General features: G+C 44.4%; 16 protein-coding genes. 7 read left to right on the top strand and 9 right to left on the bottom strand.

All coding sequences use genetic code 11. The features are described 5' to 3' along the window. Positions 1–10: 10 nt before the first annotated feature. The 6 genes from nadK to OE749_RS14820 all read right to left on the bottom strand — a co-directional run bounded on the left by nadK (position 11) and on the right by OE749_RS14820 (position 8,092). Positions 11–898, bottom strand: coding sequence for an NAD(+) kinase (nadK, locus tag OE749_RS14845; protein ID WP_263713260.1), 888 nt, complete (start codon positions 896–898; stop codon positions 11–13). Positions 899–988: 90 nt separating this feature from the next. Continuing rightward, positions 989–2,284, bottom strand: a complete 1,296-nt coding sequence (locus OE749_RS14840; protein WP_263713259.1) for a GntP family permease — start codon at positions 2,282–2,284, stop codon at positions 989–991. A 191-nt stretch (positions 2,285–2,475) separates the two neighbouring features. After that, a complete protein-coding gene (locus OE749_RS14835; protein WP_404828188.1) occupies positions 2,476–3,954 on the bottom strand; it encodes a SpoVR family protein in 1,479 nt (492 codons plus the stop codon). 99 nt (positions 3,955–4,053) lie between these two features. After that, positions 4,054–5,343 (bottom strand): YeaH/YhbH family protein, encoded by a 1,290-nt coding sequence (locus OE749_RS14830; protein ID WP_263713257.1) that lies wholly within the window; start codon positions 5,341–5,343, stop codon positions 4,054–4,056. A 31-nt stretch (positions 5,344–5,374) separates the two neighbouring features. Next, positions 5,375–7,297, bottom strand: a complete 1,923-nt coding sequence (locus OE749_RS14825) for a PrkA family serine protein kinase (RefSeq protein ID WP_263713256.1) — start codon at positions 7,295–7,297, stop codon at positions 5,375–5,377. A 213-nt stretch (positions 7,298–7,510) separates the two neighbouring features. After that, a complete protein-coding gene (locus tag OE749_RS14820) occupies positions 7,511–8,092 on the bottom strand; it encodes a superoxide dismutase (RefSeq protein ID WP_263713255.1) in 582 nt (193 codons plus the stop codon). A gap of 289 nt (positions 8,093–8,381) precedes the next feature. Here OE749_RS14820 and OE749_RS14815 point away from each other — a divergent pair, with 289 nt between their 5' ends. After that, entirely contained in the window at positions 8,382–8,723 is a 342-nt protein-coding gene (locus tag OE749_RS14815; protein WP_318527888.1) for a Grx4 family monothiol glutaredoxin, read from the top strand. Between the two features lie 271 nt (positions 8,724–8,994). On the opposite strand, the gene OE749_RS14810 is transcribed toward OE749_RS14815, so the two are convergent. Further along, positions 8,995–9,189, bottom strand: coding sequence for a bacterioferritin-associated ferredoxin (locus OE749_RS14810; RefSeq protein WP_263713254.1), 195 nt, complete (start codon positions 9,187–9,189; stop codon positions 8,995–8,997). Between the two features lie 389 nt (positions 9,190–9,578). Between OE749_RS14810 and OE749_RS14805 the strand changes: the two genes are divergently transcribed. Next, complete coding sequence (locus OE749_RS14805; RefSeq protein WP_263713253.1) at positions 9,579–10,184, top strand: peroxiredoxin; 606 nt, start codon at positions 9,579–9,581, stop codon at positions 10,182–10,184. A gap of 106 nt (positions 10,185–10,290) precedes the next feature. Here the strand turns inward: OE749_RS14805 and OE749_RS14800 are convergent, their stop codons facing one another. After that, positions 10,291–10,890, bottom strand: a complete 600-nt coding sequence (locus OE749_RS14800; protein WP_263713252.1) for a Yip1 family protein — start codon at positions 10,888–10,890, stop codon at positions 10,291–10,293. Positions 10,891–11,180: 290 nt separating this feature from the next. Here OE749_RS14800 and miaE point away from each other — a divergent pair, with 290 nt between their 5' ends. From miaE to OE749_RS14775, 5 genes are all read left to right on the top strand, one after another. Further along, positions 11,181–11,945 carry a tRNA isopentenyl-2-thiomethyl-A-37 hydroxylase MiaE gene (miaE, locus tag OE749_RS14795; RefSeq protein WP_263713251.1) on the top strand — a complete coding sequence of 255 codons (765 nt, stop codon included), beginning with the start codon at positions 11,181–11,183 and terminating at the stop codon, positions 11,943–11,945. 58 nt (positions 11,946–12,003) lie between these two features. Continuing rightward, positions 12,004–12,846, top strand: a complete 843-nt coding sequence (locus tag OE749_RS14790) for a hypothetical protein (RefSeq protein WP_263713250.1) — start codon at positions 12,004–12,006, stop codon at positions 12,844–12,846. Between the two features lie 320 nt (positions 12,847–13,166). Then, positions 13,167–15,065, top strand: a complete 1,899-nt coding sequence (locus OE749_RS14785) for an alkaline phosphatase PhoX (protein WP_263713249.1) — start codon at positions 13,167–13,169, stop codon at positions 15,063–15,065. 66 nt (positions 15,066–15,131) lie between these two features. Beyond that, on the top strand, positions 15,132–16,820 hold the full coding sequence (locus OE749_RS14780) for a hypothetical protein (RefSeq protein ID WP_263713248.1): 1,689 nt from the start codon (positions 15,132–15,134) through the stop codon (positions 16,818–16,820). 14 nt (positions 16,821–16,834) lie between these two features. After that, positions 16,835–17,536: a manganese efflux pump gene (locus OE749_RS14775; protein WP_263713247.1), complete on the top strand. Its 702-nt coding sequence runs from the start codon at positions 16,835–16,837 to the stop codon at positions 17,534–17,536. A gap of 24 nt (positions 17,537–17,560) precedes the next feature. Here the strand turns inward: OE749_RS14775 and lpxH are convergent, their stop codons facing one another. Beyond that, on the bottom strand, positions 17,561–18,295 hold the full coding sequence (gene lpxH / locus OE749_RS14770; RefSeq protein ID WP_263713246.1) for a UDP-2,3-diacylglucosamine diphosphatase: 735 nt from the start codon (positions 18,293–18,295) through the stop codon (positions 17,561–17,563). Between the last annotated feature and the right edge of the window lie 4 nt (positions 18,296–18,299).

The raw sequence follows: 18,299 nt of genomic DNA, 5'->3' as shown, positions 1-18,299 counted from the left end.
GCAAGCTCTATTAGTAGAGCTTGCTTCCCCATCCTAGTTTAGAGCGTAATACATTGAAGTAACTGTAATCTTTTGGATGAATTAACGAGAGGCGGTCGGGGCTTTTACGAATTTGAACTTCATCGCCAGGTTTAACGGTGAGCGCAATATGGCTGTCACAACTTACCTGCAAATTATCCAGATTTTCAGATGACACCTTCAACGACACGGTACTTTTGGCATCAACAACGATAGGTCGACTGCTCAACGTATGAGGGAACATCGGCACTAACGTTAATGCGTCGAGGTTGGGTGTTAAGATTGGCCCTCCACCCGATAATGAGTAGGCGGTCGAGCCAGTAGGAGTGGCGACAATGAGCCCGTCTGAGCGCTGGCTAAACATGAAATGATCATCAATGTACACTTCAAATTCCATCATGTGCGCCACTTTACCGTGATGGAGAACCACTTCATTTACCGCCGCATTTTGAGACAAACAGGTGCCTTCACGGTATACCTCGACTTCTAGCAAGAAACGCTGTTCTGTTTTAAAGTCGCCTTTAAAAATGGAGTCAAGCTGAGACTCAAATTCGTCTGGGCTGATGTCAGTGAGAAAACCAAGGTTGCCTCGGTTTACACCGACTACTGCCACGTCGAAGCGTGATAATACACGAGCGGCCCCTAGCATGTTGCCGTCGCCACCTACCACAATGGCCAAATCTACTGCTTTGCCAATGTTTTTGAGGCTGGCTTTTTCTACGAGAATATCAGGATTTTGCGTATCAATAATGTCGGCGACTTTTTCTTCTACAATTACCCGGCAACCGCGTTGTAACAGGTAATGATGAATAGCGTTTAGACTTTGATTCGCTCCGTCATGGCCTGGTTTTCCTATCAGACCAATGGTATTAAATGGCATTGTATAAATAACTGTTTCAAGTAAGGTAGTGATATAAGGGCATTATTAGCATGCATTTTTTCTTATGTCATGATTTTCTGCATTTACCTATTAAAACAGCACAAAAAGCGTAATGGCTAGTATTAGACCAACAAGGGGAACCACTAATGTTAAGGCCGCCAACGGCCAATAAGCGGCCTGATGGGTTTCATTACAAATTGCACGTATAGTGGTTACCACGTAACCATTGTGAGGAAGAGAATCAAGGGCCCCAGATGAGATTGAAACAATACGATGTAGCTCCTCTGGATTAACGCCTTGTTCGAGGTAATGGGGCCCAACTAAAGGCAAAGCAATAGCTTGGCCGCCTGATGCTGAGCCAGTTAATCCAGCAATTACACTGACAGCGATAGCTGCGCCAATCAATTCGTTGCCGGGTAGGTGCGTCATAACCTCTACCGCAGTTTGAAAAGCGGATGTGGTTTTCGCTACCGTACCGAATCCTACGACCGCGGCTGTATTACCGATGGCGACCAAGGCACCTGTGGTTCCCAAATTAATGGCATTCGTGATGTTGTGGAAATGTCGATAGTTGATTAGCAGGAGCGTGATGACACCACCGCCTAATGCGACGATAAGGGCTAACTGTTGAAGGCGCTCATGCAAGAAGAAGGACAGTGTCAATACGACAAACAAGGGAATTAAGCCGGTAATAGGGTGAGGGTAATCCCGCTCTGGCACGTCTGGATCACCATCACGATGTTCAAAGTGCTCGCCATTGGCTACGGCGCGAGTAATCATGCGTTTAATCCACCAATATCCCAAACTGGCCATAAAAATAGCGACCGCTAAGCTCACTTCCCAAGCCGCAAACGGGGAGGTGCCTAAGTACTTGATAGGGATCCAGTTCTGAATTTCTGGCGAACCCGCTGACGTCATAGTGAATGTAATTGAGCCAAATGACAGTGCCGCTGGAATGAAGCGCCGTGGCAGGTTGGCATCTTTGAATAAGCTCAGAGCCATGGGATATACTGAAAACGCCACTACAAATACGCTTACGCCGCCATAGGTCAAAATCGCGCATGCGGCCACTACCGCTACAACGGCGTGTTGTTTGCCTAAGCGTTGAATAATCCACTGCGCAACAGAGTCCGCAGCACCACTGTCTTCCATAAATTTGCCGAATAACGAGCCCAGCAAAAACATAAAAAACCAAGATGCAATAAAGGCCGTAAAGCCTTGCATATATACGGTCACAAAATTGCTATCTCCGAGGAAAACGGGTAACCCACTTGTGAGCCCCACAATCAGTGCACACAACGGTGCTGCGATGAAAAGGTTCATGCCTCGAATGGTTAATATAATCAGTAGAATCAGGCCGCCGATTAATCCAATAAAACTTAGCATGATGAATTCCCTATTGATGACAAGGTTGCAAGTGGTAACACATGGCTTTCTCGCACTTATGCCATATTTTTATTAAATTTAACAGTGTGTTAACAAATGGGCGGAAATAAAAGGTGTAAACGTAATGTGTGCACTTACTGAAAAACGCTGGGCGTATTGCGTTACATCTTTACGCATACGCCCTAATATGGCTAAATAGTGACCGTGGTATTTTTGCTGCTTTCAATCACATTTGGGCAAGCCGCGATGAGTTTTACTTCGTTGTCTTCATCTACTTGTTCTAACGTGACATTAAATCCCCACAATCGATGTAAATGTTTCATGACTTCATTGGCTGAATCTGCCAGAGGTATGTCATTTTGCGGAACATAGCGAAGGGTGAGGGCTCGGTTGCCGCGCACGTCCACATCGTATACTTGAATGTTAGGTTCTAGGTTGCTCAAGTTGTATTGTGCTGACAACTTTTCTCTTACATCTTGATACCCTTCTTCATTATGAATAGACGCGATTTTCAGGTAAGACTCTTTCATATCGTCTTCGATGGCGAAAAAACGGAAGTCGCGTATTAATTTAGGAGACAAAAACTGACTGATAAAACTTTCGTCTTTAAAATTACGCATAGCGAAGTGCACGGTTTCTAACCAATCCGACCCCGCAATATCGGGGTGCCAATACTTGTCTTCTTTTGTTGGATTGGTGCAAATACGCTTAATGTCCATGAACATATTAAACCCAAGCGCATAGGGGTTAATCCCAGAGTAATACGGGCTATTGTAGTTGGGCTGCGCGACAACGTTGGTATGGCTGTGCAAGAACTCCATAATAAACTTGTCGGTGACTCGCCCCTCGTCGTACAAGCGATTGAGAATATGGTAGTGCCAAAAGCATGCCCAGCCCTCGTTCATGACTTGAGTTTGTTTCTGCGGATAAAAATACTGAGAAACTTTTCTAACAATCCTGACCAATTCACGTTGCCACGGTTCGAGTAACGGCGCATTCTTCTCAATAAAGTAGAGAATATTCTCTTGCGGTTCAGGCGGAAATCGTTTGCGGGATTTCTTATCTGACGCTTTTGTTTTGGGAAGTGTGCGCCATAGGTCGTTAACTTGAGATTGCAGGTACTGTTCGCGCTCTTTTTGACGTTCGCGCTCCTCTTGGATAGAAATCTTTTGAGGGCGCTTGTAGCGGTCAACGCCGTAATTCATTAGAGCGTGGCAGGAATCCATAATGCTCTCTACTTCCGATACGCCGTATTTTTCCTCGCATTGTGTCACGTAGTTTTTGGCAAAGACCAGGTAATCGATAATAGAGCTGGCATCGGTCCATGTTTGAAATAGATAGTTGCCTTTGAAAAAAGAATTATGGCCGTAACAGGCATGTGCCATGACGAGTGCCTGCATGGTAATGGTGTTCTCTTCCATTAAATAGGATATGCAGGGATCAGAGTTGATAACAATTTCATAGGCTAACCCCATTTGTCCGCGGCGGTAACTCTGTTCGGTTTGGATGAATTTCTTGCCGTAAGACCAATGGGTATAATTGATGGGCATACCCACGCTGGCGTAGGCGTCCATCATTTGCTCGGCCGTGATGATTTCTATCTGATTTGGGTAAATATCAAGTTTGAAGTCTGTTGCGATGCGATCAATTTCAGACTCATACTGCTCCAATAAATCGAAAGTCCAGTCAGGACCATCACTTAACGGTTGACGCGCTTTGCGTCTGCGCGACGGTGCTTTGCCGTCGCTAGATGAACGCTTTGCTACCACTTAGGCTGCTCCTTGTTGTGTACTCACATTCTTATCGAACAATTCTCGGAATACAGGGTAAATGTCTTCGATTGAGCGAATGTGCTTAATGGCAAAATTGCTGTGTATTTGCGTTAGCTTGTTGTACTCCCTCCACAGGCTTTGATGTTGTCGCTCAGTAATTTCAATATAGGCGAAATAGCGTACAATCGGCAGTAACTGGCTATGTAAAATGCGACTACAGTTGGGTGAATCGTCTGCCCAGTTGTCGCCATCTGATGCTTGAGCAGCATAGATATTCCATTCATCGGAAGGGAATCGGTCGGCTACTATCTCTTGCATCATTTTCAGAGCACTGGAGACAATGGTTCCGCCAGTTTCCTGAGAATAGAAAAACTCATGTTCATCAACTTCTTTTGCCTGCGTATGATGACGAATGTAAATGACCTCAACGTTTTTATAGGTACGGGTTAAGAACAAATACAGCAGGATATAAAAGCGTTTGGCCACATCTTTTGTGGCTTGATCCATTGAGCCTGACACATCCATAAGACAGAACATGACCGCTTTACTGGTAGGAACGGGACGTTTTTCAAAATTACGAAATTTTAAGTCGAAGGTATCAATAAAAGGCACTGCCGCAATTCGCGCCTTTAGGGCTTCGATTTGTGCTTCGATAGCGGCAATTTCAATCGGATGCTCGTGGGTGTCATTTTTTAGTTTTTCCAGTTCCTCCTCTAGTTCAGCAAGTTTGCGCCGTTTACCCGCGGTTAGCGCCACTCTTCGTGCCACTGACCCTTTTAACGAGCGCACGATGTCTAGAGTGCTAGGCACACCATCAGACTTATACCCCGCGCGATAGGTTTTGTACTGCACAAGCTTGTCTAGCTGATTTTCCTGTAAATTAGGTAATTCAAGGTCTTCAAATAATAAGTCTAAATATTCATCTTTAGAGATTTGAAAAACAAAGTCGTCTTGTCCTTCGCCTGAGTCGCTGGCATCGCCTTCGCCAGCTCCTTTGCCTTGACCGCCACCATCAGGTCGTTTGATTTTGTCTCCCTTACTAAATTGATCATTTCCCGGATGAATAACATTGCGTTTTCCACCTTTGCCAGTGTGAAAAACCGGTTCAGAAATATCACGGGTGGGGATGCTGACCTGCTCACCCGTGTCTACGTCTGTTACGCTTCGTTTACTGATAGAATCTGATACAGCTTTTTTAATCTGCTGCTTGTACCGACGAATAAATCGCTGCCGATTAACGGTGCTTTTGCCCTTACTGTTCAGACGTCTGTCTATAAAGTGCGCCATACCACCTCACTAAATTGTTGCTGTCTTCACATTAAGACGATTTTCTTACGCGTAAGTACCATTCACACAGTAAACGCACCTGTTTTTTGGTGTAGCCTTTTTCTTCCATTCGTTTTACGAAATCGTCGTGTTTTTTCTGATCTTCAGCCGAGCCTTTTGCATTGAAAGAAATAACAGGCAGTAAATCTTCGGTATTCGAAAACATTTTCTTTTCAATAACAGTGCGCAGTTTTTCGTAACTGGTCCAGGCTGGATTTTTGCCTTTGTTATTGGCGCGTGCGCGTAGAACGAAATTCACAATTTCATTTCTGAAATCTTTGGGATTGCTGATCCCTGCGGGTTTTTCTATTTTCTCTAGTTCTGCATTCAATGCTTCTCTGTCAAATAGCTGGCCTGTTTCAGGGTCGCGATACTCTTGGTCCTGAATCCAAAAATCCGCATAGGTCACGTAACGATCGAACAGGTTCTGGCCGTATTCTGAATAAGATTCTAAATAGGCTGTCTGAATCTCTTTTCCGATAAACTCCACGTACTTGGGAATGAGATAACCTTTTAAATGTTCGCGGTATCTGTCGGCGGTTTCCTGAGGAAATTGCTCTCGTTCAATTTGGCGCTCAAGAACATAAAATAGATGCACAGGGTTCGCAGCCACTTCTTGATGATCGAAGTTGAAAACCCGAGATAAAATCTTAAACGCAAACCGTGTAGACAAGCCGTTCATGCCCTCGTCAACACCTGAATAGTCACGGTATTCTTGATAAGACTTCGCCTTAGGATCAGTATCTTTGAGGCTTTCGCCGTCATACACGCGCATTTTCGAATAGATACTGGAATTCTCTGGATCTTTTAAGCGAGACAATACGGTAAATTGTGCCAGTGATTCTAATGTGTCAGGTGCGCACGGAGCGCCGCTAAGCTCACTACTTTCGATGAGCTTCTTGTAGATTTTTATTTCTTCGGCAACGCGTAAACAATAGGGAACTTTTACAATGTATACGCGGTCTAGAAAGGCTTCGTTATTCTTGTTGTTTCTGAAGCTTTGCCATTCTGATTCATTTGAATGCGCCAGAATGAGGCCGTCGAAGGGAAGAGCAGAAAACCCCTCTGTCGGATTGTAGTTGCCTTCTTGCGTTGCTGTTAACAATGGATGTAGCACTTTAATCGGGGCTTTAAACATCTCGACAAATTCCATCAAGCCTTGATTGGCTTTACACAACGACCCTGAATAGCTGTATGCATCGGGATCATTTTGTGCATATTCTTCTAGTTTACGAATATCCACTTTGCCTACCAGCGATGAAATGTCTTGGTTGTTTTCGTCACCGGGTTCTGTTTTGGCGATTCCAACCTGATCTAAAATCGACGGATAGACTTTGATCACTTTAAATTTGCTGATATCGCCATTGTATTCATGCAAGCGCTTGCGCACCCAAGGCGACATGATAGGTTTTAAATAGCGTTTAGGAATGCCGTATTCTTGTTCAAGAATGTCGCCGTCTTCGTTAACGTCAAATAGACAAAACGGATGATCATTTACCGGTGAGTCTTTCAGAGCATATATCGGTACACGCTGCATTAAATCTTTGAGTTTCTCTGCCAGTGAGGACTTTCCGCCGCCCACAGGGCCAAGTAAATAGAGAATTTGTTTCTTTTCTTCTAATCCTTGTGCGGCATGACGAAGGTAAGACACGATTTGTTCGATAGACTCTTCCATGCCATAAAATTCGTTGAATGCAGGATAACGAGCAATCACACGGTTGGAGAAGATACGACTTAGCATCGGATCATGCGCAGTGTCTACCATTTCTGGCTCACCTATTGCCTTTAACAGTCGCTCTGCAGAATTTGCATATGCCGTGCTGTCGTCCTTGCAAATTTGGAGAAATTCTTGAATTGAAAATTCTTCTTCTTTGCGCGCTTCGTAGCGCTGTTGGAAATGTTCAAATATACCCATAGCACACCCTTAAATGAGTAAGAAACCAAGCGTTGGTACTATTAAGATTAGACGGTAAATCGAACTATTGCGGGTGAGTTTGGCATTAAAATGCAAATATTTTATAGAAATGCGATGAATGGAGAGTCTCATCGACCAATAAAAAAGCCAGCGCCCTCGCGGGCTCTGGCTTAAAAATTCTATCGACGGAGAATTCCGTCAATTATTAGAAACTTATGCTAAATTTTCGTTAGCAAATTCCCAGTTCACCAAAGACCAGAAACCTTCCATGTACTTAGGACGAAGGTTACGGTAATCGATGTAGTATGCGTGTTCCCAAAGATCTACAGTTAGAATTGGCGTTAGGCCTTCTTCTGTTAATGGCGTCGCTGCATTGCTAGTGTTAACAATGTCCAGACCGCCGTCAGCCGTTTTTACTAACCATGTCCAGCTAGAGCCGAAGTTATTCACTGCTTTGTCGTTAAACGCAGCTTTGAAGTCTTCAAATGAGCCCCATTTTGCATTGATAGCGTCTGCAATCGCACCTGTTGGCGCACCGCCACCATTCGGGCTTAGGCTGTTCCAGTAGAATGTGTGGTTCCAAACTTGCGCAGCATTGTTGAATACACCGCCGTCAGATTTCTTTACGATCTCTTCAAGGCTCATATTCGCCATGTCAGTGCCTTCGATTAGGCCGTTAAGCTTAGTCACATAAGTAGCGTGGTGCTTACCATAGTGGTATTCAAGCGTTTCTGCTGAAATGTGTGGCTCAAGTGCGTTTTTTTCATAAGGCAATGCCGGTAGTTCAAATGCCATTTGAAGTCTCCTTTAATTAATCTTTCTTCATTGGTTGAAGAGGGGCTAAATGCTAGTCGGAAATACGCAAATGTAAAGTCTCTAAACGTTTCACTTTAGATGATTTTTCACTAAACGTGAGCATAGAGATATTTTATGCCTGTACTTCACGTATCCCCTTAACATGGGTACAGTTTTTTAATATGCAATGGTCAAAGTGGATCATCTTATGAAATAATTTGCCTTGAATTATTTCGAGTCGCCACCATTAAGGTGAGCAGGTTATACGAACATTATTTGGATTACGATTATGGAAACGGTAGATAAAATTAAACAGCAGATCGCTGAGAACCCTATTCTTCTTTACATGAAAGGCTCTCCTAAGTTGCCAAGCTGTGGCTTTTCTGCGCAGGCATCACAAGCCCTCATGTCATGTGGCGAGCAATTTGCGTATGTTGATATTCTTCAGAATCCAGATATCCGTGCAGAGCTTCCTAAGTATGCAGACTGGCCTACGTTTCCACAGTTATGGGTTGAAGGTGAGTTAGTTGGCGGTTGTGACATTATTTTAGAAATGTTCCAACAGGGCGAGCTACAGCCTCTGATTAAAGAAACGGCTGAAAAGCATAAGCCTGAAGACGCTCAAGAGTAGATTTTAAAAGTCGCACAGTATTGCGCTAGGTTGAAAAACCGTCGCCGCATAATGCCATATAACAACAAAACGCCACGGAATGTATTGTTACGCAATTCGTGGCGTTTTTTTATGGCATTCACATCAATCGAATAATCAATGGGTGTAGCTGACGTGTAATAACCTGAACCGATACTAACGAATCACTAGGAAATGTACTGAAGGGTCGCGGTGAAAGATATAATCAGCTAGACCAAGTTGGCGTGTAAAGATGTAAATAACGAGATGTAGACTAACCCACGTCTTTGAACAGTGACTCGTCGATAATGGTGGAGTCGATAACTTGCTGCGCCATCTGAATGCATCGTCCACATTGAGAGCCTACGCCGAGGGTTTCGCGTAATTCGCGCATGTTTCCCACACCGTCTTCTTTGACTGCTTTTTTAATCGCTTTGTCTGTTACACCGTAACACAGGCAAATGTACATGAAGTTTGGCTCCTAAACGTGATGTAAATGATAATAATTGTTATTTGTACTTTTGCCAAGCCTTTTATCTGGATTTAATTCACAACAATGTGTAAGGCTCAGAAATTTCAACAAAAATTGTTATCAATAATTAAGCGTAGGAAGGGCGTTCTTCGTCAAAAAGCATATCAATAAGAGGCAGTGAATTACCTCGTTGTAGCGCCGTTAAAGCCTTTGCCAATGCACTAGATTTACGATTTTGGACAATAATTTCGAATCTATACTTGTTTTTATTTGTTGTACCCTCATATTCTAGCTCACAATACTTCTGTGTATTGTCCTTGTGATAATGTATGAATATGTTTGCGCTGTTTCAGCGTGAGCACTAAACACAAATAATGGAGATTCCAATGAGTGTATTAGTAGGACGTCCTGCTCCAGACTTTACTGCGGCAGCTGTGCTTGGTAACGGTGAAATTGTTGACACTTTCACACTTAGCGAAGCAATCAAAGGTAAGAAAGCGGTTATCTTCTTTTACCCGCTAGACTTCACATTTGTTTGCCCGTCAGAACTTATTGCATTCGACAAGCGCTATGACGAGTTCAAAAAGCGTGGTGTTGAAGTAATTGGTGTGTCTATCGATTCACAATTCACTCACAATGCATGGCGTAACACCCCAGTAAACGAAGGTGGTATTGGTAAAGTTCAATACACTTTGGTTGCTGATGTTAAGCACGACATTTGTCAGGCGTATGACGTAGAGCATCCAGCTGATGGCGTTGCTTTCCGTGGTTCTTTCCTTATCGACGAAGAAGGCACAGTTCGCCACCAAGTGGTTAACGATCTTCCACTAGGCCGCAACGTTGATGAAATGATCCGTATGGTTGACGCGCTTAACTTCCACCAAGAGCACGGTGAAGTTTGCCCAGCAGGTTGGCAAGAAGGTAAAAAAGGAATGGACGCAAGCCCTGAAGGCGTAGCTAAGTTCCTATCTGAAAACGCTGAAACGCTATAAATAATGCGTCTGCAAGTTTACCCTTGCAGACTCAATAAAAAAGCCGCATGGATGTCGCCTGATTTGGGCGATTACCGCGCGGCTTTTTTGTATCTAGTAGCTGATGTTAGTTCATATATACAGGCTCAATGCCTTGGCTCCAGATAATGACCGACGCCGCCATCAAGAACACCAGTAATACCAAGCCGCAGGTTACGACAGAACTGGCATAAATAAAGCCTTTATCTTCAGGAATGTGCATTAATATGGGCACGCCGGAATAAAGCAGATAAACAGAGTAACTGAGCCCAGCAAACCCAACCAGCATGATAAACCACAGAGACGGAAAAAATGCTGCAAGCCCGACCATAAAAAGTGGAGTAGCAGTATACGCTGCAAGTTCTAGCGATTGGGTATAGGTAGGCGATGCGTCAAAGGTTTTGGCTAATTCGTGAATAACAATAGCGAGTGCGACCACGCCAGCCATAAGTGCAAAATAGAGCCCCACACCCATAACAACCGCACTATCATGCGACAGCCGAATAAGCTCACCTGCACCAATGCTCCAGCCTAGATGCGCAGAGGCGTAATACGACATAACGGCGGGAATAAGTGAGATAATGGCGATGTGGCTAAGGCTATAAACGTAACTTTCGTGACGTCTGTCAATCTCGTGCCATTCATCTTTTGGATGCGCGTACAACCCCCATAAATGGTTCAGGATCATGATTGATCTCCCAGTGTTTATTGTTATGTGAATGAGTTGTTAATTTAAGTGTCTAAAAAATAACCATTTACGTCAAGTTTATTTTGTGTTTGAGGATATTCAAATTTCATAAATAGCAAGTGGGCGCGCTCATGTACCGATTTGAATGGCTTTATAGGAGCACTATAACCTCTCATGGAGTCAGGTGTTTATCATGTAGATGTCATTGGTGAAGCACTGGAGAGTCATAGGAAAAGAAGATAAAATGCGCGCCAACATAACCGTTACCTGAATTTAGTGAGCGTCGTACTTTGAATAATTTGCTAGCCCCCATCAATCAATTTCTGCAATGTGAAACGCCTAATGCGTGGATTGAGGCTGCTATCAAGCCAGAGAATTTGCCTGTTGTATTAATTGATCATTTGGTATGTGAACTCAAGGCTGCGCAAAGTGCGATGTATTTGATTCGTAAATATGCCGTAGATAAAGACAGTGGTGATGCATTACTGGCATGGCTCAAACCTTTTGAAGATTATACGTATCGCAGGGAAGGTGACTGGCGTGAGTTGTTAAATCACAACAAGCTGTCAAAATCTATGCTACCCAAATCAGGTACGCCATACGGACAAGATCTCATTGATAAGATGGTGTTGTTGATAAAAGAAGAGCTGCATCATTTTTATCAAGTGCTTGAGATTATGGATGAATATAATGTTGCTTACCAAAACATCACATCAAGCCGATACGCCAAAGGCATGCTTAGGCATGTTAAAACCTATGAGCCTGATACATTGGTCGACAAACTAATATGTGGCGCATACATTGAAGCGCGTTCGTGTGAACGCTTCGCGAAGCTTGCGCCTCATGTAGACAAACGCTTGGGGGATTTCTACGTATCTTTACTTCGCTCGGAAGCACGCCACTTTCAAGATTATCTCACTTTAGCGGAAGACATCGCAGGACAAGACATTTCAGGGCGCGTCGCATTTTTTGGGCAGGTAGAGGCTGACCTTATCTCTTCACCCGATGAGGATTTCAAGTTTCATAGTGGCGTGCCTGTGCTGGTTAGCTGTTAGCGTGCGTGTTAGCTTTTTACGCGTAAAACGTTGTTTGTTCTGATAGTAGGTATTGAGCATGTTTATAGAGAAAACCCTTCAATTCTTAGAAGAGAGTGATCTGGAATTTGCATGGCCAGACATAAGACATGTGCATGTGGACTCTGACGGAAGAAAATCCATTAACCATTCGTTTCACTGCAATCTGTCGAGTAACCGCATAAACAATAATCGTTTCCTGTCACAAATCACGATATTTAGTTTGTGTGACGCATTAATAGATGTTGCGCAGCCAGAGCTTGAAGGGCAGTCGTTTAAACGGCGATATGAAGAATTGCCTGCATCAACGAGTCGAGAATGCATATTTAAAGACATTTACCGCGTGTTAAAGCTGATCAGGAATGCCATCATACACAATCGCTCCGCTTTACATGTTGGTCAAAATGGGGTCAACCTGTCCTTTACAAATCGAAAAGGCACGCTTTTTAGTTTGCGTTGCTCTAGTCGAGCCATCGTATTGATAAACACAATTGTGATTCTGTATGTAAAATCACGACATCAGAGCTGCGAGTACAGTAACCAGTTTATATACGCCTATTTTAATCAATTGTTGTCAGAAATATCTGAATTTAAAGATGAGTTTACTCAAAGTCTTCAACCAATTACCTGCTCAATTGGCATTAATACATCGGTGAGAAATCGCATAATGGATGCGAAGTTCAGCGTCAACGATGACGAGAAAATTTATGTATTTGACTTACACCGACCTCACTCTCAAGAGCCATGGGCCGGGGAAGAGTACCTCATAAATATTGATGGCATTGATTACATAATTCCAGGAGAAATTATGGGTGATGACGGTAAAGTCCATAAAGAAGCATTAATAAAATGGCAAAAGCCTAGAGACTCTCTATTTGCGTAAATAGAAATATGTAACTCTCAGTTCATTGTTCTTGCTCTTTCCCTTCTGCTTGCCCCTTTCTGCTATCTGACCAAAAAGTCAGTATTTAAAATACTTGATGGTTAAGATAAAGCTCATAAAAATCTAACTATATCAATGACATAAAATTGAAATAAAACTGACACTGTCTGGTTAAATTTGTTTCACATTTCCAACATGTGACTGTCACAAAGTGGGTTCAAGATCGTGTGCCAGTCGTTTTTCGACTTCCACACTTACATACATTCCCCTCAGGGACATGGAAAGATAACTAAACGAACAGACGAGATCAGGAATTTATCATGTCATTACAGGCTTTACATACATTTAAAATTTCTGCGTTGGCACTTGCCACTGTCATCGCATTATCGGCATGCGGCGGTGACGATGGCGATGCAGGTCCAGTAGGCGCCGCTGGTCCTCAGGGTGAACAAGGCACGCCAGGTCAGGCTGGCACGGCTGGTACAGACGGCAAAGATGGTGAAACCGGTCAGGGTGTATCGGTGAAAGGACTTACGCGCATCGCGACCGTGCCTCTGGGCGCAGAAGTGACAGGCATGTTTTTAACCGAAGAAGGTGATTTGTTCTTCAATGCACAACATCCTTCTGACGCTAACACCGCAACAGACAGTCACGGAAAGGTATACAACAAGGGGACAGTGGGTGTCATTACCGGGCTTAACTTTAACAAAATCCCAGCTAACGTGAGTTCTTCTGCTAAACCCACAACACAAGAAGAACAAGAAACCGTACAGGTTGCCATTGGTAACTATCAGGTTATTGGTCAAACGGGCGACACCTTTGGCGGTAAGTTAGCAAATGGTTTTGGCAATATTTATTCTGCAGATGGTGCGGTAAAGCTTAACGAAAATCATAACCCTGATTTCAATGGCTTCGTACAAACTGCGCCGGGCGAAGGCTACTTGTATACCAACTGGGAGCTGATTCCTGGAGGTATGAGCCGCCTTAAAATTAAGAAACAAGAAGGCCAGTGGATCGTGCAAGAAGCGATGATGGTTGATTTTTCAAGCGTGCAAGGCACGGCGGCCAACTGCTTTGGTTCAGTGTCTCCTTGGGGAACGCCACTAACTTCAGAAGAGTGGGTATTGCTGGATGACCGCAATAGCACGTCTACAGCAGATTGGAACAACCCTGATTTAGAAACCAAAGATGCAGACTCCGATTACGTGGTTAAAGCAATGGGTGCTTACGTCAACGGCAATACTGGCGCTACAGATTTACCCAACCCATATCGCTACGGTTACATTGTTGAGATTACTGATGCCACAGCGGCTGCACCAAAGCCAGTTAAGCACTTTACACTGGGACGAGTTCAACATGAGAATTCAGTGGTAATGCCTGATGAACGCACTGTGTACACCACGCAAGATGATACGGGTGGTGTATTGTTGAAATTCGTTGCGGATCAGGCTCAAGATCTAAGCTCTGGCACCTTATACGCGGCAAAGTTGAAGCAGGATGACTCTAAAGAGCCTGCTGTTACTGGTTTTGATGTGACATGGGTACCATTGGCATCAGGAAGCAATACCCAAATAGAAGCGTGGATTGCTGAATATGACACAGTCACCAGCGATGACTTTGTGGAAGGTCAAAGTAACTATATGACGTTGGCTGACATTGAAGCGTGGGCACGTGGTGATGCTACATATCCAACTGTGGCACAAGGCGGCAGCGCAGTAACCGCTGGTAAAGCGATGGATGACCGCGCGGCATTCATTGAAACCCGTCAAGCAGCTAAAGCCAAAAATGCGACAGCGGAATTCAGAAAGCTAGAAGGGATTAACATTAACCAGAAGCGGGCGAAAGAGGCCGTGGAAGGCACTGACATGATCCCGAATGAAGTAGTTACGACCGCGTATATGTACTTCGGCAATTCAGACATGGATAACACTATGATTGATGACGAAGGAGATATTCAGTTAGATGGTCGCGTAAAAGACTGCGGTGCAGTATGGCGCATGCCTCTTTTGGCTAACTACGATACAAATCGAATTGAGCCGGTGTTAACAGGTAGCACGTACCGTTCGTCGTTAGACAAACCTAATCGTTGTGACGTAAATAACATTACTCAGCCAGATAACGTCATGGTGATGGATGATGGACGTATCTTGATTGGCGAAGATGCCAGCTCTCAGCGTTTGAATGACACGCTTTGGATGTACGATCCAAACGCGATGTAATCGGTGTCGGGAAGCACCTTCAGGTGCTTCCTTTTTTGTTTTGTTATTAACGGTTAGTACCTAATCATGAAATTCTCTACCCACTTTCTATGCGGCGCTTGCGTTGTTATTTCATCTATTTTGTTGTCAGCGTGCGAAAAAAGTGATGCAGAAACGCGAAGCACATCCGCGTTAACAGAAGCAGAAAAGTACATTCATGCCAACGAAGTGTATAACGAAGAAGCGGTGATTCCGCCTCAGTGTTATACCAAAACCGAAGGCGTCAACAATCCATGTTATGTGTGCCACCAGTCATATCCACTTGTAGAAAAACGCCCGAATGCAATGAACGACGGGGGCTTACAAGGGGATTATGCATTTTCAGATATAGGTGTAACCAACAGCTGGCGTAACTTATTTATTGATCGAACACCGTTAATTGCAGATATTTCTGATGAGTTTATTTTGAAGTACATCAGCGAAGATAATTATTCGCAAGCGTACGATGAAATGTCTGGGCGTGCGAAAGAAACCAATATTCCACAGATTAAAAATTTGCATCTTGCTGGCGCAGCATTTGCTGACAATGGCCTTGCCAAAGATGGTAGTCTTTGGGTGGCATACAACTATAAGCTTTTCCCCAGCACGTTCTGGCCAACAAACGGTTCAACGGGCGATGCAATGATTCGATTAGACCGTGCATTTCGCGAAAAAGACGGTCAATACAACGAACATATATATTTTACGAATCTAGCCTTGGCTGAAATGGCGGTGAAAGGCGCAGAATCGCTTCCTGTTGAGGGTCTTTCAGAAACAGAGGTAGGAGTGGATTTGAATGCAGACGGTGAGCTCTCTTCTGCCGTCATGTCAATTCGACGTCAGCCCTATTATGTTGGAGACGCCGAAGAGGTTCCGTTAGTCGACATGCTGTTTCCTGAAGGAACTGAATTACTGCACACGGTGCGCTATTTGGGTATTGATGAGAACGGTGAGACCTTTGTTCCACCGCGAATGAAAGAGGTGCGCTACATGAAAAAGCACATGATGCGCTCTCGTGAAAATTTGCTAAGCACCTACTATACCGAGCGAAAAGAAAAACATTTCGAAAAATTACCGCGAATGGTACCTGCGGGAAATCGGGGCATTGCCAACGGCTATGGTTGGACACTCAATGCGATGATTGAAGATAAGCAGGGACAGTTGCGACCTCAGGCATCAGAAGAGTTGGCATTTTGTAATGGGTGCCACCGCTCGGTAGGTAGTACTATTGATCAGACATTTTCGTTTGCGCGTAAAGTGGATGGTGAAGCGGGGTGGGGCTATTTAAACCTGCGGGCGATGACAGATGTACCGTCTCATGGTGAGGAAAAAGGCGAATACCTGACATACCTTGAACGCGTGCAGGGGGGAGATGAGTTTCGTCAAAATAAAGAGATGTTGGCGCGCTGGTTTGAAGCGGGTGAAGTCAAGGAAGATAAAATCAAACGCTTGTCGTCTATTTTTGACTTGGTCACACCGTCTTCTTCACGTGCGCTGGCGCTAAACAAAGCCTATTACACCATTGTAAAAGAACAGAGCTATTTGTTTGGTCGAGATGCCACATTAACGCAAGCGGAAAACGTGTTACAGGACGTTGATGAAAGTCAGCCTCCGCTGGATCCCTCGCACCGTTTTAACTGGGATATTCGCTTAAATTGGCAACATAATGGTTCTCCCAAGGAAATGATAGAACGCCAAGCCCGAGACCGCCAAGGCGATGCGCTCGGAGGGCAGTAAAGATGGTTTCCTTTATGGATTTCATTACTGGTAGCGTCTTAATGGGACTGGGAATTGGAGCAGATGTCGCCCTCGCGACCTCTGCCCGCGTGGGGCAAGGGCAGTGTTGGCGGAATACCACGTTTTGGATATCTGGCGTCACGCTGACGCATACGCTGTTTCCCATGCTTGGTTTTGCTTTGGCATATTTGAGCGTTACTTTTATGGCTGAAGCCACGCCGATTATCGGCATCGTTGCGTTTGTTTGCATCGCGGTCTATTTAACGTCCGAACTGAGAGAATATGGACACCCACAGCGAGAGGGTTCACCTACAACTATGCTCGTCACGCTTGGGTTAATTCTCGCGGTGAGTTGGGATGCACTTTGGTCTGGCCCAGCAAAGTCTGCGCAAGTCGTATCTTGGCAACTATGGCAAGTATGGGGTTCGTTTGTTATTGCCGGTGCGGTTGTGGGGGCTATGGCGATTTTGTCAGCAATGATGGTGAAGCGAGTTGGCTCAATGTCTAAACAGGCAAACAAGGCTACCCTTGGGCATATCGGAGCGTGGGTGCAATTTAGCGTAATTGGATATTTCGGTTTGTTGGCACTTGTTCGCTATACGCTGAATTGGTCTGTTGAGTGGTGGACAGTATTGGGCGCATCTTTTTGTATTATTGCGACGATAATGGCAGTGCAAGTTGTAAATGGGGATTCTGCTCAGCGTCGCTTAATGTAAACACCGACACCGAGCAAAACGAATTTATCGTGATTTAAACGGTAATTGCTCCAGCGAAAACTTACCGGGTTCAACCACTAGCATACTGCCTTGATCGTACCAATCGCCTAACACAATACGCTGTGCTGGTTTGCCATTTGCTTCTAAAGAATGTACGGCTGGTCGGTGTGTATGCCCGTGAATTATCCGCTGCACGCCATGCGTTTCAAGCGTAGTGACGACCTCTTTCGGAGTAACGTCGGTAATCTCTTGCGCCAACGATTTTTGTTTTTGTTGGCTTTCTTTGCGTCCATTTTCGGCAATTTTTCGGCGCATAAATAAAGGTAAACTCAGCATAAGGCGAGGCCACCACCACCCTCGTGCTTTTTTCCTAAATTTTTGGTATCCCTCGTCCATGGTACACAGCTCATCACCATGCAGGATGACTGTCGGTTCACCATATAAGTCGATAACTTTTTGTTCGGGTAATAGGGTCATGCCAGCCCGTTTAGCAAATGCCTGCTTAATCAAGAAGTCGCGGTTTCCGTGAATAAAATACACGGGCACTTGGTGTTCTGACAGCGACTTTATGGTTTGTGCGACCTGAGTATTAAAAGGGTTAATATCGTCATCGCCTATCCAATATTCGAAGAGATCACCCAATATGTACAACGCATCAGCATGAATTGCCTGAGTTCTTATAAATGAAACGAAACATTGGGTAATATCTGGCCTGTCGGCACTCAAATGAAGGTCAGCAATAAATAGAGTGTGAGACATATAA

The organism is Fluctibacter corallii (assembly GCF_025751585.1).
Lineage (GTDB): Bacteria > Pseudomonadota > Gammaproteobacteria > Enterobacterales > Alteromonadaceae > Fluctibacter_A > Fluctibacter_A corallii.
This window is presented reverse-complemented; position numbering and strand designations above follow the sequence as displayed.